This window comes from Streptomyces thermoviolaceus (genome assembly GCF_045209695.1).
In the GTDB taxonomy this organism is placed as follows: Bacteria; Actinomycetota; Actinomycetes; order Streptomycetales; family Streptomycetaceae; genus Streptomyces; species Streptomyces thermoviolaceus.
Genome location: NZ_CP109280.1, coordinates 1,477,011 through 1,492,364 on the forward strand (window position 1 = coordinate 1,477,011; position 15,354 = coordinate 1,492,364).

The following is a 15,354-nucleotide window of genomic DNA, read 5'->3' on the forward strand; positions in this document are numbered from 1 at the left end:
TCCGGCCTGGCAGCCCCCGACCTGACCGCCGTGAGCCGGACCTTCCTCAGCTGCCGAGATCGATCTTGCCGCCGATGTTGCCCTTGTCACCCAGGGTGCCCGAATCCAGCTTGCCGGTGAATATCTTGCCGAGATCGATCTTGTCTGCACCCGGAGTCGTACCGCCAGGCGTCGTACCGCCAGGCGTCGTACCACCCGGAGTCGTACCACCCGGAGTCGTACCGCCAGGCGTCGTACCGCCAGGCGTCGTACCACCCGGCGTCGTGCCGCCAGGCGTCGTACCACCAGGCTGCGTCGGCACGGTCACGATGATCGGCACGTAGATGACTTTGGAACCCTGGCGCTTTTCCTTCCACTTCTGACAGACGAAGACGTTGCCCTTTTTCTTGTAGCACTTGATCGGCTTCTCGTGTGCTGTCTGCGCCTTCTCCACCGGTGCGGCACTCGCTGCACTCGCCGATGACACGCCGACCATTCCGGCCGCCAGGCAGGAGGTCGCGGCCACGGCGACACCTGCCGACATCCTTCTTCTCATGACCATCGAGCCTTACGTCGCTGAGCGCTGTTCAGTGCGTCGAAGGGTTGAACACAGCAAGTGAATTCGCCCCGTTTCGACCTCTTCGAGCATTGGCGTCGCGGCTCCGCCGGACAAGAGGAAGAACGACCCTGCGGCGTGGGCAGAACTACCCCTGCGCTAGCCCGCCGGGCGCATGCCGGTGGTCTCGTCCTGTCTCATCGCCAGACGGGCCAGGTCGATTCGGCGGCGGTAACCGGTCTTGCTCGCCAGCCGGTCGAGGTGGGAGTGGACGGTGTGCTGACTGATGTTCAGCTGGACCGCTATTTCGCGGTCGGTGGCACCGCTGGCGACCAGATCGATGATCTGCCGCTCCCGGACCGTGATATGGGCGTGGCTTTTGTCGAGACAGTGGCGGTTGAAAGAAGTGGAGAAATAGCTCCGGCCCGAGGCGATGGTCCGCAGTGCCGTGAGCAGTTCGGTCTCGGCAGCGGACTGGCTCACATATCCCCGTGCTCCGGCCTCGACGGACAGCAGCAGGTCGTCGTGGGATACCGAAGGCGACAGCACGAGCACCACGCATCCGCGTCGGTCCAGCCGGGTGATGAGGCCGAGCACGTCCCCCATGCCGGTGTGGAGATTGACGACGGCGACGTCCGCGTGCGGCACGTCGTACTCCCCCGCCGGTTCGACGAAGGTGCTCCGCAGATCGGGCGCCGCGTCGATGACCTGTTTCAGGCCAGGCCTCAGGAGCGGACAGTCGGAGATGACCACAATCTGCGCCATCGCAGGTCCCTAGCAGTCCGAGGCGCCGGCCGCCTGCCGGGTCGGCCCGTGATGCGGAGGCGGCCCGCATCACCTCGTGCACCACCGCTGCGGCACCGGCACCGTGCGCCTCGGTCCAGCCGACCGGGCGCGGCGCCGGGATCCGTTCACGCCGGTGCCCCTCTTCCATCATGGCGCGGGACGCGTCGCTCGGCAGAAGCAACCACAGGCTGCCTCATCCGGCGAACGCTCCGGAACGCCGGCGGCCGGGCCCCGCGGGGGAACCCGGGCCGCCGCAGTTCCCGACCGGCCGGACCGGTCGTGCAGGACCGCTACAGAGCCAGCCCGGTCAGGACCAGGACACGCTCGTAGGTGTAGTCCTCCATGGCGGAGCGCACGCCCTCGCGGCCCACGCCGGACTGCTTGACGCCGCCGTAGGGCATCTGGTCGGCGCGGTAGGAGGGGGCGTCGCCGATGATGACGCCGCCGACCTCCAGGGCGCGGTGGGCGCGGAACGCGGTCTGCAGGTCGTGCGTGAACACGCCCGCCTGCAGACCGAACTTGGAGTCGTTGACCGCGGCGAACGCCTCCGCCTCGCCGTTCACCTTCTGCACGGTCAGGACCGGGCCGAAGACCTCCTCGGTGGCGAGGGCGACACCGGCCGGGACATCGGTGAGGACGGTCGGCGCGTAGGAGGCGCCGTCCCGCTTGCCGCCGGTGAGCAGCTTCGCGCCGGCGTTCACCGCCTCCTCGACCCAGGACTCCACGCGCCGGGCGGCGTCCTCGCTGACCAACGGGCCGACGTCGGTGGCCGGGTCGGAGGGGTCGCCGGTGTTCTGGGCCTCGACGGCGGCCACGATGCGCGGCAGCAGCCGGTCGTGGACCGAGGCGTCGGCGATCACCCGCTGCACGGAGATGCAGGACTGGCCGGCCTGGTAGTTGGAGAAGGTCGCGATGCGGTTCGCCGCCCAGTCCAGGTCCTCGTCGGAGGACCAGTCGGCGAGAACGACGGCGGCGGCGTTGCCGCCCAGCTCCAGGGTGCAGTGCTTGTGCGGCACGGACCCCTCGATGGCGTACCCCACCTTGTCGGAGCCGGTGAAGGAGATGACGGGCAGCCGCTCGTCCTGCACCAGGGCGGGCATCCGGTCGTTGGGGACGGTGAGCACCGACCAGGAACCGGCCGGCAGGTCCGTCTCGGCGAGCAGCTCGCCGAGGAGCAGCGCGGACAGCGGGGTGGCCGGGGCCGGCTTGAGGACGATCGGGGCGCCGGCGGCGATGGCCGGAGCGACCTTGTGCGCGCACAGGTTCAAGGGGAAGTTGAACGGCGCGATGCCGAGGACGACCCCCTTGGGGAAGCGGCGGGTGACGGCGAGCCGGCCCTGGCCGCCCGCGTCGGTGTCCAGGCGCTGCGCCTCGCCGGCGTTGAACCGGCGGGCCTCCTCCGCGGCGAGGCGGAACACGGACACCGCACGCCCGACCTCGCCGCGCGCCCACTTGATCGGCTTGCCGTTCTCGGCGGTGATCAGCTGGGCGATCTCCTCGGCGCGTTCGGCCAGCCGCTTGGCGACGTGGTCCAGGGCGGCGGCGCGCACATGGGCCGGGGTGGCGGCGAACTCGTCCAGCACGGCGTGCGCGGCGGCCACGGCCTCCTCGACCTGGGCGTCGGTCGGCACGCTGACCGTCCCGACCAGCCGGCCGTCCCACGGGGAGGTGACGTCGAAGGTGTCCTCGCCGGTGGCCTGGCGGCCGGCGAGCCAGAAGGCGTGGGTGGAAGTCATGTACGAGTCCCGGCCCTTCCGCTAGAGGGTGTGTGCTTGCGCGGTCAACGGTAGGGCGCGGGCGGCGGATCGGCGCTTGTCCGTGGTGGAGCAGTGCCGGACGGGGGTGCGCCTGTTTGTCGTACGACCGGCGGCGGGGACACCCGTGTGCCCGGCCGGGGTGCCGGCGCCCGGTCGGTCCCCGGCCGCAAAGGCGCCCTCGTGCCGTGCCGGCGGGTGGTGCCGCGCGGCGTGCGGTCAGTCCGCGGCCGTGGCCTTCAGGGCCAGCCACAGCTCCATGCGGACGTCCGGGTCGTCCAGCGAGCGCTGGAGGATCTCCTCCACCCGCCGCATCCGATAGCGCAGGGTGTGCCGGTGCACGCCGAGGTCGGCGGCGGCCGCGTCCCACTGGCCGTGCCGGGACAGCCAGGCCCGCAGCGAGGCCACCAGGTCGCCGCGGCCGGTGGCGTCGTGTTCGTACAGCGCCCGCAGCAGCCCGTCCGCGAACGCCCGTACGGCGTCGTCGGCGAGCAGCGGCAGGATCGAACCGGAGGCCAGCTGCTCGTGCTCGACGAGCACCCGGCCGCGCCGCCGGGCCACCGACAGGGCCTGCTCGGCCTGTTTGTAGGCGACGGCCGCGGCGATCGGCCCGGCCGGTGCGGACAGGCCCACGATCAGCTCGTCCCCGTCGGCGGTGCGCTGGTCCGGCGCGGTCGTGGCCCGGTCGGTCTCCCGCTGTGCGGCGTGCTCGGTGCACGCGGTGACGGCGGCGCCGCCGTCCGCGGCGACCACCACCAGACGCCCGCCGTCGGGGACGACGAGGACCGCCTCGCCGGCCCGTGCGGCCGCGGCCTCAGCGACCTCCGCCAGCTCGGCGAGCGGTCCGCCCGCGGGGTCGGCGGCGGCCGTCGTGCCGGCGGGGGCGGAGGCGGCGGGTGCGGGGGCGGCGGACCCGTCGAGGTGCGCCCGCGCCGCGGAGGCCACCGCGGACACGGGGGCGGACTCGGCGACCAGGATCCGGAAGGGCGCGTCGAGCAGGTCTCCGTACAGGTCGCCGGCGACGGCGCGGGCGTGGTCGACCTGCCCGGCGAGCAGCATGCGCAGCACGGCGGCGCCGATGCGCTGCTCGGCGGCGTGCAACGAGCGGGAGCGTTCCGTGACGAGGGTGAGCAGGGCGACGGCCGAGTGCACGGCGTACCGCTCGGCGGTGCCGAGCGGGGCGGCGGTGCCGACGGCGAGCGCGGCGCGCGGGCGGCGGCCGGTGCCGAGGGCGTGCAGTTCGACGCGGTCCTCGGTGCCGGGGCCGCCGACGACCGCGGAGGCGGGCGCGGGCCGCTCGTGCAGCCGCTCGACGTCCGCGGTGAGCCGGGCGGCCCGGCGACCGGCCCACTCCGGGGCGGCGGCGACGACGGTGCCGGAGGCGTCGTAGAGGGCGACCCAGCCGTCCACCTGGGCCGCGAGCGCGCTCAGCAGTCCCTCAGGGCCGGCGGTGAGGGCCTGGCGGGTCAGCTCCCGCTGGGCGGCGAACCCATCGGTGACCGCCCGGTACTGCTCGGCGGCGATCGCCGCGGACACCGCCTTGCTGATGGCGAGGAACGGGGTGCGCCGGGGCACCTCCAGCAGCGGCAGGCCCGCCTCCTCGGCGGCCGTGACGAGCGCGGCCGGGACCTCGTCGTAGTTCACCCCGACCGCGAACCCCAGTCCGACGACGCCCGCCTCGACCAGCCGCCGCACATAGCGGCGCATGGCCTCGGGGTTCTCGGCGTCCAGTTTCAGCGCGGTGATCAGCAGCAGTTCCCCGCCCTCCATGTAGGGCACGGGGTCGGCCAGCTCGCTGACGTGCGCCCAGCGCACCGGGGTGTCCAGGCGGTCCGCCCCGGCGCGCACGGTGAGCTTGAGCGCCGAGTGGTGGACGAGCGAGGCGAGGGTCGGGGGCATGCTGCCTTCAGGTGTGCAACGGTCCGGCGATCGAGGTGATCGGTTGGCCGTCGCGGAGGAACGGCCTGTCTCGATTCTGCCTCACTGTCCGGTCCGCGGGCCCCGGGCCGCCGCCTGCCGTACCCCGGCCGACGACCGCACCCCGTCCGGCGGCCGGTGCCCGGGCGGCTCGCCCGCCACACGGCCGCCGGCTCCGTCCGGCCGCGTCAGCCGCGCAGGTCGACCAGCAGCGGCGGCGCGTGCTCGCCGTGCACGCTGGTCAGCGACAGCACCGCGTGGCCGGGCGGGACCTCGTGGGCCAGCTGGGAGGCGGACCAGCGTTCCCGCTCGACCTGCTTGGTGGTGACGGCGTCGGTGGTGACCGCCTTGCCGGTGACCAGCTTCCGCAGGGCGTGGATGGCCCGGGTCATCGGCTGGTCGGCGAAGACGGTGTGCTTGGCGACCTCCGTGGTCTCCACCCACTCGGTGCCCCAGGCGTGGGCGAACCGGCTGCCGTCCCAGGTGGTGACCCCGGACAGGGCCATGCGGCAGCCGACCGCGCCGAGCAGCGGCCCGTGCAGCGCCTCCGGGACGTCCGCGACGGTGCGCAGCGCGAGGACGACCCCGGCGTTCTGCGCCCGCAGCCGCTGGATGCGGCGCACCGACTCGGGGGTGACGCACCCGGTGGCGTCGTCGAGGACCAGGCAGGCGAAGTGCGGGCGGCGCGTGTCCCGGACGACGGTGTGGAACTGGGCCAGCACCAGCCGGGTGAGCAGCCGGGCGGCCTCCTCGTGGCCGTGCTCGGGCAGCTCGATGCGGACCCGCAGCGGATGGTGGGCGACGGCGCGCAGCGAGAACGGCCGGTGGTCGGCGCGGTCGCCGGTGCCGAGGAAGCCCGCGAAGACCGGGCGGTCGAGCAGGGCGAGCCGGCCGGCGAGGACCGGGCCGACGTCCGCGGCGGTGCCGGTCTGCCGCATCCGCGCGTCCAGTTCGCGGCGCATCACCGCGTGCTCGCCGGACTCCAGGCCGGCCCGCAGTGCGGCCAGCACGCCCGGGTCGCCCTCCAGCAGTTCCCGCAGCACGGGCAGCGGCGGGAAGTGTCCGTGCACCGCCCGGTAGGGGCCGAGCAGCTGGGCGAGCGCGGTGACGGCCCGCTGGGTGCCGACCGCGTCGAGGTCCCCGGCCAGGGCCTCGGCCAGGACGGCGGCGGCCTCGTCGGCATCGTCGCACTCGGCGTACGGGTCCAGGTCGTGCGGGGAGTCCGGGTCGCCGATGCGGATCACCACGTCGTAGGCGTCGGGCCGGCCGAGCGGGGTGCCGGCGGTGCCGACGGCGACGAACGCGCAGGTGCCGGTGAGGGCCTGCAGGGCGAGGAACTCGGTGACCGGCTGGATCACGTGCCGGGTCTTGCCGGAGCCGGGCGGCCCGACCACCAGCAGCGAGGTGCCCAGCGTGTCCGGGCCGAGGGCGGCACCGGCGTCGTGGTAGGCCTTCGGGGCGCGCTCCGTGGGCACCCAGCGGCCCAGCCGCACCTGCTGCTGGAGCAGGTCGTGCCGGGCCTGCCGGGCCGGCAGGTCGCGGGCGCCGGAGGGGTGGGTCCAGGCGGCGCCGGCGTCGCGCAGCACGGTGTCGGTGAAGCCGGTCAGGCGGCCCTCGCGGCGGGCGCGGTCCCAGGCCCGGTGCACGCGGGCGCAGTCCACGTCGTTCATGCGCCCGCCGGCGACCTCGGCGGTCAGCACGTCGGCGGCCTGGTGCTGGCCGGCGTCCCGCAGGTCGGGCCACTGGGAGCGGGGCAGCCGGGCGGGCGGTGCGGCGGCGGGGTCGGCGGCGGCCTTGCGGCGGGCGGCCAGTTCCTTGAGGTACGGCAGCCAGCCGCCGAGGCGGGCGAACGGCCACACCACCAGCAGGGTGATCAGCGCGTAGAGGCTGTCGGTGAACAGCGGGGAGGCGAACAGGCCGTAGCCGCCGGAGATCAGCGCGACGAGGGAGAACAGGGGGGCGACGACCGGCACCGGGTCCCAGCCGGCACCGAAGGCGCCGGGGAAGACGAGGGCGAGCGCGCCGAGCGCGGCGACGGCGGCCAGCAGGGCGCGGGCGGGCTGCGGGCGGCGGCCGATGACGTGCCGGGCGACGTCCGGCCAGCTGCCGAGCCGGCCGACGGCCCAGACCAGGACGGCGAAGAACACGCCGTCGTAGACGACCCGGGCCTCGCTGCCCTCCATGCCCTTCGGGGACAGGGTGCCGCCCCACCACCAGTCGTCGGGGGTGAACAGCTTCAGCAGCACCCCCTGGTAGGGCACGGCTCCCCGCCGCCACAGCGACCACAGCAGCAGCGCCACGACGAGCGGGATCAGCAGTCCCACGACGGTGACGGAGGGCAGACGCTCCGGGCCGTCCCCGTCGCTCTTCGGCGGCCGGTGGCCGAGGCGGAAGATGCCGGGCGCGGCCTCGGGCCGGGGCGCGTCCAGCCAGTCGGCGACGGCCGACCGGGGGGCGGGCGAGGCCGGCTGCGACGGCGCGGACGGCGCCGGGGTGCCCGGGGCGTGCGCCGGGCGGGGCGGCACCGGCTGCCCGCCGGGCGGCGGGACGGGCGCGTACGGGGGGACGGCGGGCGCCTGCTGGTGCGGCGGGGCCGGGCGGGGTACGGGGCGGGCCTGCCCGGGCCCGGGGTACGCGTCCGTGTGCCGCGTGTCTCGGGTGTCCCGTGTCCCGTCGTCCATCGCCGTCGCTCCCCGGCCCGTCGCATCCACCGTCAGCCAGTCAATCTAACCCTGCGCACAAGGCAGTTCGCCGGTGACGCGGCCGACCGCTGCCCGCCGGGGCCCCGGCCCCGCGCGAAGCCCGTCGTGCCGCCGCCGTCTGTCCATCGCGGACAACCGCGGGCACCGACAACGCCCACATGGAGCATGCCCAGTCCCCTTGCGCGGCTCTAGCCTGCCGGAAAGAAGGAAAGCGTCCGGAAAACGCCCCCCGCATCGACCTGACCAGGGAGCCCCCATGTCCGCACTCGAGCAGACGCGTCACCTCGCCACCGCCGTTCCCGGCCCGAAGTCGCAGGAACTCCAGGCCCGCCGGAGCGCGGCGGTCGCGCAGGGCGTCAGCTCCACGCTGCCGGTCTTCGTCACGCGTGCGGGCGGCGGCATCGTCGAGGACGTCGACGGCAACCGCCTCATCGACTTCGGTTCCGGCATCGCGGTGACCAGTGTCGGCGCGTCCGCCGAGGCCGTGGTGCGCCGTGCCTCCGCGCAGCTCGCCGACTTCACTCACACGTGTTTCATGGTCACGCCGTACGAGGGGTACGTGGCCGTCGCCGAGGCGCTGGCCGAGCTGACGCCCGGTGACCACGCGAAGAAGACCGCGCTGTTCAACAGCGGTGCCGAGGCCGTCGAGAACGCCGTGAAGATCGCCCGCGCCTACACCGGGCGGCAGGCGGTCGTCGTCTTCGACCACGGCTACCACGGCCGCACCAACCTGACGATGGCGCTCACCGCCAAGAACATGCCGTACAAGCACAGCTTCGGCCCGTTCGCCCCCGAGGTGTACCGCGCCCCGCTCGCCTACCCCTACCGCTGGCCGACCGGCGCCGACAACTGCGGTCCGGAGGCCGCCGAGGCCGCCATCGACCGGATCTCCACGCAGATCGGCGCGGAGAACGTGGCCGCGATCATCATCGAGCCGGTGCTCGGCGAGGGCGGCTTCATCGAGCCCGCCAAGGGCTTCCTGCCGGCGCTGCGCGAGTTCGCCTCCGCGCACGGCATCGTCTTCGTCGCCGACGAGATCCAGTCCGGGTTCTGCCGCACCGGCCAGTGGTTCGCCTGCGAGGACGAGGGCATCGTCCCCGACCTGATCACCACGGCCAAGGGCATCGCCGGCGGTCTTCCGCTCGCCGCCGTCACCGGCCGCGCGGAGATCATGGACGCCGCGCACCCGGGCGGCCTGGGCGGCACCTACGGTGGCAACCCCGTCGCCTGCGCGGCCGCGCTGGGCGCGATCGAGACCATGAAGGAGCTGGACCTCAACGCCCGGGCGAAGCGGATCGAGGAGGTCATGAAGGGCCGCCTGACCGCGATGCAGGAGAAGTTCGACATCATCGGCGACGTCCGCGGCCGCGGCGCCATGATCGCCATCGAGCTGGTGACGGACCGCGCCACGAAGGAGCCGAACCCGAAGGCCACGGCCGCGCTCGCCAAGGCCTGCCACGCCGAGGGCCTGATCGTGCTCACCTGCGGCACCTACGGCAACGTGCTCCGTTTCCTGCCCCCGCTGGTGATCGGCGAGGATCTGCTGAACGAGGGGCTGGACATCATCGAGGAGGCCTTCGCTCGCATCTGACCGACGCTTCGTCGGATCCGGCGGAACCGGAAGCAGAGCATGTGAAGAAGGTGTGGGAGGAGGATGGCAGGACGCGGATCCGGCTGTCCTTCCCCGCCGGGCTGCCGTAGGTTCTTCCCCAGATGAGAGATACACCCGCCCGCGGGTTGCTGCGGGCGTCATCAGGCCGTGGCCTCCCCAGCTTCGACCTGGTACGTGCCTCGCGCACACATCCGGAGTCCCCGGGCTCCGGGTCTCCTCACCGATCGGACGGTCGCCCGCCCCAGACCCCCCGGGGCGAGCGGCGTTCCGGTCGGGGCGGCCGCTCCGGCACGGAGGGGCCGTTCCCCGAAGGGCCGACGCGAATCCCCCCCCTCGCGCCGGCCCTTCGCCCGTACGGTCCACGACCGGGCGCACACACCCGCCGTCCACGCGGGCCCGCCCGACCACCGCACCGCCGTCTCTTCTTTCCGCACCCTGGCGTCCGCCTCTCCCTCAGCGCGTCGTCCCTCCCTCCACCAGGACGGCGGCGGCACGGCGGCCGGCCGCACCGAACCGCCGAGGGGTCCCGTGATCAGCACCCGTGCGTACGCGACGTGGTCCGCGCTGGACACCGCACACCGGGTGGGCCGCGGTGCCCTCTCGGCCGTCGACGCCGCCCTCGCCCCGATCGGACAACGTGGTCCCGGCATCGGTGCGTTCACCGAGGTGCGGGCCGAGCGGGCGCGGGCCCGTGCCGCCGAGGCCGACGGCCGGATCGCCCCGGGGCGAGCGGCCGCCGCTCGCGGGTGTGCCGATCGGGGTGAAGGCCGGGGAGGGCCCCGGGTCCTTCCCGCCCACCCGCCTGGCGGCGGCCGGGTGCGCGCCGGCCGGCGCCACCGCGGTGCCGCGCACCGGCCGGGGTGGCAGACGTACGGGCACACCGACCGGGGGCCCACCCCGGATCCGCTTGATCCCACCTGGTCGCCCGCTGGTTCGTCCGCGGAGCCGTCCCGCTGCCGCACGGCCCCTTGCCCTGACGACAACTGCGGCCGGCCGCAGCGGGGCCGACGGAAGAAGACGCAACCGCGGCCCGCTGCCCCGCGTGGTCCCTCCGGGGCACGGAAAAGACCGCGCCTTTGCGCCTGCGCACCCTCCCTCGCCCCCTTTCCCTGCCCGCCCGCGCCGCGCGGAATTCTTGCCCGGGAGACAAGGAAACCGTGTTTCCGGAAATCTTTCTCCGCTGTACGGAACGGCTCTTCGGCCCCTGATCCACGGGATTGCTCCGCACGTAACCGTCCGATCGCGGTGCGTTCCCCTCATTCCTGCGCCCCCGTTATCGCAATGGCCGCACCGGGCGGCACGGCGACGTCGCCGCGACCCGCCCGGTGACCGCTTCCCGGGGAATTGACCGTTTACGGCGAAGTGCCCTTCCGGCCACGATCGGTCCTGTTTTCCCGAACCCGCTCGCCATTCGCATTGGCGTTCTAGCTGTACGTCGATGGTGAAACGTTGCTCCCTCGCGGAAGCTCACACTCCGCTGGTGACGGACTCGCTTCCCGAGAGCAATGACCCTTCGTGACCGGGGCGTTGAGCACGGGATACGGACGAGTTCGCTCGGATCCGGGTGATAGCATCCACGGGTCTGCGACCTTGGACCACACGCCTCAGGCGCTTCGAAGATGCCGGCCACGGATTCCCGTGCGGCCCCTCAGCCAACGGCCGCAGCCATACGCCAGGAAAGGTTTCCATGACTCAAGACGCACTTGTTTGGTTCCTGGTTGCCTTGGCGGTCATAGCGATCGCCGCGGTCTGGATCCTCAGTCGTCGCAACAAGGCCGTAGCGAAGAGAAAGGCCGAGATAGAGGCGGACCTCAATCAGCAGCTGAGCAAGGCCGACGAGCAAATAGTCAGCCTCACTCTCGAACTGCAGCAGTTCAAGGACGAACACGAGGAACGCATCCGGCAGGCCGAGGAGGCCGCCGAGGAAAGCACCAAAGCCGTTCTCAAGGGATCCGCGCGCTTCCTGCAGAGCCTGGCCGCCGAACAGCAGACGCTGCTGGAGACCATCCAGCGCAAGTACGGAGGCCACTCGGTCCTGGGCGACCTGCTCGAGGTCAGCCACGCCAACGCCCAGATGTCGCGCAAGGCGCAGGGCATCGCGGTGGTCTGCGGTGCACCGCTGGGCCGCCGCAACAAGCCGGCCAGCGTGTACGACGTGGTGCGCAGCGCGATGGGTCAGATCCGCAACTTCGAGCGCGTCTCCATCATGCAGCAGACCGGCTACGCCCTGAAGGCGTCCGCCGTCTCGCCCGTCGCGCTCGCCGTCGCCGAACTTCTCGACAACGCCGCCAGCTTCTCCCAGCAGAACGCACCCATCGAGGTGACGTTCCAGCGGGTGCAGAAGAACCTGTGCATCGTCATCGACGACGCGGGTGTCGGCATGAGCGACGAAGACCGGCAGCAGGCCACCGCGCTGCTGTCCGGCGAGTACCGGCCCCGTCTGTCGCAGCTGGGCAACCAGCCGAAGTGGGGTTTCCCCGTCATCGCCCTGCTCGCCCAGCAGTACGGCTTCCGTGTGGACGTCACCGGCGTCTCGCGCTATGGCGGCGTCCGGGCGGTCGTGCTGCTTCCGGAGGAGCTGTGGACCATGGAGGAGACCACCCCGTCGCCCGTCGAGACCGGCCAGGCCACCGGTGCGGCCGGGAACGTCACCCGGGCCGACACCGCGTCGCGCACGGCACACGGCCTGCCCCGTCGCGGCGCACGCCAGATTCCTGTGGCCAGCGTTCCGGACCGGGACGCCACGACGGCCTCGCTGCCGGACGCGGGTGACGCCGGTCAGGCTGCCGGACGGAGCCTGGGTGCGTTCCAGCGCGGGACGCTGTCGGGTCGCCGGCTGACCATCGCGCCGTCGGAAGGGACCGATGAGGCATGACGACTGACGACCTGTCCTGGATGCTGCAGGACATCGTGGACAACGTGCCCAAGGCGACGCACGCGGTCCTGCTGTCCGCGGACGGCATACCCCGCGGGGCGAGCGCCGGCATGGACCGCTCGGCCGTGGAGACGATCTCGGCCGCGATGTCGGGCATGCAGTCCCTCAGCCGTGCCGCCGCGAAGTTCGCCGGCAGCGAGCCGGACGCGACCTGGGAACAGACGATCATCGAGTTCTCGCACGGCTGGGTCTTCCTGATCGGCGCCGGCCAGGGCGCCTACCTGGCCGCAGCGGCGGAACCCGACGTCGACATGGGCGCGATCAGCTTCCGGATGCACCGGCTCGTCGCCCGCCTGGGCAACAACCTCACCACCCCGCCCCGGGTGAACGCCGACGGCTGGTCCGAGCGGGGCGGCCGGGGCGGCGACCGGGGACCGGGCGCCGGCGGGCACGGCATCGCCATCGCCGACCTGGACGCCGTCTTCACCGATGTGCGCGGCGCCCGGCACGCCGTGCTGCTCGGCAGCGACGGCCTGCCGCGCGGGGCGACGACCAGCATGAGCCGGGACCTGGTGGACACCATCGCGGCGGCCATGCAGGGCCTGCACGCCTACAGCCGCGCCACGTCGAGCTTCGCCGGAGTGCAGGACGCGCTGTGGCGGCAGACGGTCATCGAGTTCTCGCACGGCTGGGTGTTCCTGGTGCCGGCGGGCAACGGTGCCCTGCTCGCCGCGGCGGCGGAGCCGGACACCGACATCGCGGAGTTCGCCACCCGGCTGCACGAGACCGTCGTACCGCAGCTGAGCGCGCAGCCCGCAGCGAGCAGGGAGGCGAGCCGCAGGTGACCGACGAGCCGGAGCCGGGGCTGGAACTGACCTCCTCTTTAGTCCCGTTGTTCGTGATCACGAACGGGCGGTCCTTGCCGCCGGAGCACGCCTACGAGCGGACGACGCTGGTGGCGGCCAGCCAGGACGCCTCCGACACCGAAGCGCGCACCCTGTCTCCCGAGGCACGGCAGGTGTTGGAGCTGGTCACGGGCGGCTTTCTGTCCGTGGCGGAGGTGGCCGCGCACACGCATCTGCCGCTGGGGATCGTCCGGATCCTGCTGGCGCAGCTGGAGGAGCGCGGCCTGATCGCGGCGAGGAAGCCGATTCCTCGCGCGGAACATGTGGATCGAGACGTGCTCAACGCCGTGCTGGACGGCCTCAGAGCCCGATTCGGAGCGTGATTCGTGTACCTGGAATCAGGGGTTTCCACCGCGGTGAAGGTGCTCGTGGTGGGGCACTTCGGAGTGGGCAAGACCACGTGCATCCGGAGCATCTCCGAGATCGAGCCGCTGAGCACGGAGGAGGAGATCACCGAAGCCAGCGTCGGTTTCGACGACCTGTCGGGCACCCCCGACAAGACCACGACGACGGTCGCGATGGACTTCGGCCGTCTCACCCTCAGCGACGAGGTGGTCCTCTACCTCTTCGGCACGCCCGGCCAGGAGCGCTTCAAGGAGATGTGGGAGGAGCTCTCCCGCGGTGCCCTGGGCGCGCTCGTCCTCGTCGACCCCGAGCGGCTGTCGGACAGCTTCCCGGTCCTGGACCTGGTCGAGCGGTTCGGCCTGACCTACGCCATCGGCGTGAACCGCTTCGAGGGCACGCCCGACTACCCCCTCGAGGAGGTGCGCGAGGCGCTGAACCTGTCCGCGGACACACCTGTGGTCCGCTGCGACGTCCGCGACCAGCAGTCGGCGGCTCAGGCGCTGATCACCCTCGTCGAACATCTGCTGACCCTCAGCGACTAGGAAGTTCTCTCTCATGGAGCACCGTCCCGACATACAGGGGCCGCCGCCCGGCTGCCCCGCACACGGCAACATGCAGCTCTACGGACCGCAGTTCGGCGCGGACCCCGAGAGCCACTACACCCATCTGCGCAGCCTGGGTCCCAGCGCGCCGGTCGACGTCGCACCGGGCGTGGAGGTCGAGCTGGTCACCAGCTACGAGGCCGCGAAGTGGATCCTGCAGAACCCCGCGACCTTCGTCCGTGACGCGCGGCGCTGGAACGCGCTGCAGGAAGGCCGCGTCCCCGAGGACAGTCCGGCGCTGCCCATGATGGGCTACCGCCCCAACGCCCTGTTCAGCGACGGGGCGGCGCACGGCCGGCTGCGGGAGGCCGTCACCGACAGCCTCGCCCCCGTCAACTCGCTGCACCTGGCGCGGCGCACCCGGCAGTCGGCCGACTATCTGATCAGCCGGTTCAGCAGCGACCGTCTCGGCGAGGCCGAGCTGATGGCGGAGTACGCCCAGCCGCTGCCGCTGCTGGTCTTCAGCGACCTGTTCGGCTGCCCGCCCGAGATCGGCGACCGGGTCATCACCGGCATCTCCGGGATCTTCGCCGGCACGGCCGGCGCCGACGACAAGCTGGCCGAGGCGCTCACCGATCTGATCGCGCTCAAGCACCGCCGGCCCGGCGACGACGTGACGACCCGTCTGATGCAGCACTCCGCCCAGCTGTCGGACGAGGAGGTGATGCACCAGCTGGTGACGCTGCTGTCCGGTGGCACCACTCCCCTGACCGGGACGATCGGCACCGCCAGCGCGCTCATGCTCAGCGACGACTGGCAGACGGACCGGCCCGTGGAGGACGCGGTCACCGAGGTGCTGTGGAACTACGCGCCGATCGCCAACTACGCGGGTCACTACCCCACGCAGGACGTGGAGCTGGGCGGCCGGGTGCTGAAGGCGAACAACCCGGTGCTGATCTCCTTCGCCGCCGCCAACACCGACCCGCAGCTGGCCGAGCACCGCGAGCAGCTCAGCGCGAAGGCCCATCTCGCCTTCGGGGCCGGGCCGCACGCCTGCCCCGCCAAGGACCCGGCCCTGACCATCGCCGTCACCGCCGTGGAGGCCCTGCTCAACCACCTCCCGGACATCAGCACCCGGGTTCCCCTGAAGGACCTGAACTGGGTGCCGGCGCCGTGGAGCCGCGTCCTGGAGGAACTGCCGGTCCGGTTCACCCCCCGTCCCGTGGCGCAGGCTCCGACCCCGTCCCCCGCACCGCAGGCCGCCGCACCCGCCGCCACCACGCCCGTCACGCACCGCAGCACCGCGTCGTCCGGGCCCAAGCCGAAACCGGGTCTGTGGAGCAAGTTCCTGGCCTGGACGCGAGGAGAGTGACGAAGGCAA

Annotated in this window: 11 protein-coding genes; 6 read left to right on the top strand and 5 right to left on the bottom strand. The window is 72.7% G+C overall.

Annotation, left to right across the window (positions count from 1 at the left end; genetic code table 11):
- Positions 1 to 46: 46 nt before the first annotated feature.
- The 5 genes from OG899_RS06385 to OG899_RS06405 form a co-directional block, all read right to left on the bottom strand.
- A complete protein-coding gene (locus tag OG899_RS06385) occupies positions 47 to 505 on the bottom strand; it encodes a hypothetical protein (RefSeq protein ID WP_406310928.1) in 459 nt (152 codons plus the stop codon).
- A 189-nt stretch (positions 506 to 694) separates the two neighbouring features.
- Positions 695 to 1,300, bottom strand: coding sequence for a response regulator transcription factor (locus OG899_RS06390; protein WP_125500524.1), 606 nt, complete (start codon positions 1,298 to 1,300; stop codon positions 695 to 697).
- A gap of 311 nt (positions 1,301 to 1,611) precedes the next feature.
- A complete protein-coding gene (locus OG899_RS06395) occupies positions 1,612 to 3,057 on the bottom strand; it encodes an aldehyde dehydrogenase family protein (RefSeq protein WP_125500523.1) in 1,446 nt (481 codons plus the stop codon).
- Between the two features lie 237 nt (positions 3,058 to 3,294).
- Positions 3,295 to 4,974, bottom strand: a complete 1,680-nt coding sequence (locus OG899_RS06400) for a PucR family transcriptional regulator (RefSeq protein ID WP_125500522.1) — start codon at positions 4,972 to 4,974, stop codon at positions 3,295 to 3,297.
- Between the two features lie 206 nt (positions 4,975 to 5,180).
- Positions 5,181 to 7,673, bottom strand: coding sequence for an ATP/GTP-binding protein (locus OG899_RS06405; protein WP_168131293.1), 2,493 nt, complete (start codon positions 7,671 to 7,673; stop codon positions 5,181 to 5,183).
- 277 nt (positions 7,674 to 7,950) lie between these two features.
- Between OG899_RS06405 and gabT the strand changes: the two genes are divergently transcribed.
- From gabT to OG899_RS06435, 6 genes are all read left to right on the top strand, one after another.
- Complete coding sequence (gabT, locus tag OG899_RS06410) at positions 7,951 to 9,285, top strand: 4-aminobutyrate--2-oxoglutarate transaminase (RefSeq protein WP_125500297.1); 1,335 nt, start codon at positions 7,951 to 7,953, stop codon at positions 9,283 to 9,285.
- Positions 9,286 to 10,993: 1,708 nt separating this feature from the next.
- Complete coding sequence (locus tag OG899_RS06415) at positions 10,994 to 12,181, top strand: sensor histidine kinase (protein ID WP_168131292.1); 1,188 nt, start codon at positions 10,994 to 10,996, stop codon at positions 12,179 to 12,181.
- Positions 12,182 to 12,201: 20 nt separating this feature from the next.
- The gene (locus OG899_RS06420; protein ID WP_406311189.1) at positions 12,202 to 13,026 is read left to right on the top strand and encodes a roadblock/LC7 domain-containing protein; all 825 of its coding nucleotides are present in this window, start codon (positions 12,202 to 12,204) and stop codon (positions 13,024 to 13,026) included.
- A complete protein-coding gene (locus OG899_RS06425; RefSeq protein WP_251504833.1) occupies positions 13,023 to 13,409 on the top strand; it encodes a DUF742 domain-containing protein in 387 nt (128 codons plus the stop codon). Before OG899_RS06420 ends, OG899_RS06425 begins: the two co-directional genes overlap by 4 nt.
- A 3-nt stretch (positions 13,410 to 13,412) precedes the next feature.
- A complete protein-coding gene (locus OG899_RS06430) occupies positions 13,413 to 13,973 on the top strand; it encodes an ATP/GTP-binding protein (protein ID WP_125500294.1) in 561 nt (186 codons plus the stop codon).
- Between the two features lie 13 nt (positions 13,974 to 13,986).
- On the top strand, positions 13,987 to 15,345 hold the full coding sequence (locus OG899_RS06435; protein WP_125500293.1) for a cytochrome P450: 1,359 nt from the start codon (positions 13,987 to 13,989) through the stop codon (positions 15,343 to 15,345).
- Positions 15,346 to 15,354: the final 9 nt, after the last annotated feature.

Coding starts and splice junctions, on each gene's coding strand:
- OG899_RS06415 (WP_168131292.1), top strand. CDS start 10,994: ATGACTCAAGACGCACTTGTTTGGTTCCTGGTTGCCTTGGCGGTCATA.
- OG899_RS06400 (WP_125500522.1), bottom strand. CDS start 4,974: ATGCCCCCGACCCTCGCCTCGCTCGTCCACCACTCGGCGCTCAAGCTC.
- OG899_RS06405 (WP_168131293.1), bottom strand. CDS start 7,673: ATGGACGACGGGACACGGGACACCCGAGACACGCGGCACACGGACGCG.
- OG899_RS06435 (WP_125500293.1), top strand. CDS start 13,987: ATGGAGCACCGTCCCGACATACAGGGGCCGCCGCCCGGCTGCCCCGCA.
- OG899_RS06420 (WP_406311189.1), top strand. CDS start 12,202: ATGCTGCAGGACATCGTGGACAACGTGCCCAAGGCGACGCACGCGGTC.
- gabT (WP_125500297.1), top strand. CDS start 7,951: ATGTCCGCACTCGAGCAGACGCGTCACCTCGCCACCGCCGTTCCCGGC.
- OG899_RS06395 (WP_125500523.1), bottom strand. CDS start 3,057: ATGACTTCCACCCACGCCTTCTGGCTCGCCGGCCGCCAGGCCACCGGC.
- OG899_RS06390 (WP_125500524.1), bottom strand. CDS start 1,300: ATGGCGCAGATTGTGGTCATCTCCGACTGTCCGCTCCTGAGGCCTGGC.